Origin of the sequence: Rugamonas fusca (assembly GCF_014042365.1) — a bacterium.
Classification (GTDB): domain Bacteria; phylum Pseudomonadota; class Gammaproteobacteria; order Burkholderiales; family Burkholderiaceae_D; genus Rugamonas; species Rugamonas fusca.
In genome coordinates, this window is the sequence record NZ_JACEZS010000079.1 from 1 (window position 1) to 400 (window position 400).

Sequence of the window (400 nt, forward strand, 5' to 3'; positions counted from 1 at the left end):
TTCTCGTAGGTACTCAGTCCGGCTTCTATCAGCATCACCGCTTCCTGAACTTCTTTCAGACCATCGATGGCCATACGACCGGAGCCTATCCAGTCGCAGTTCCCCCAGGCACTGCGGGCTTCCTGAAAACTGAAGCGCGCTTTTGAAGGTAACGTCACCACGCGGCGAACGATGGCCTCTTCCAGCCAGCACAGAAACATCTGGCTCGCCTGACGGGATGCGACGAATTTTCGCCGCCCCATAAAGTACGCCCACGACTCGTTCGCACTGGCCCGTGCCGTGGAGTAGCTCATCTGGGCGTAATTCCGGGAAAGCTGCTCATACGAGACACCCAGCCCGGCAGCGATATACCGCAGCAGTGACTGCTCAAACACGGAGTAGCCGTTATCCGTATCCTGAG

At 57.5% G+C, this 400-nt stretch carries 1 protein-coding gene; it reads right to left on the reverse strand.

Annotation, left to right across the window (positions count from 1 at the left end):
• Window positions 1-400, reverse strand: a 400-nt coding sequence (locus H3H36_RS26395) for a phage portal protein (protein ID WP_139156577.1), incomplete at both ends; no start/stop codon positions are given.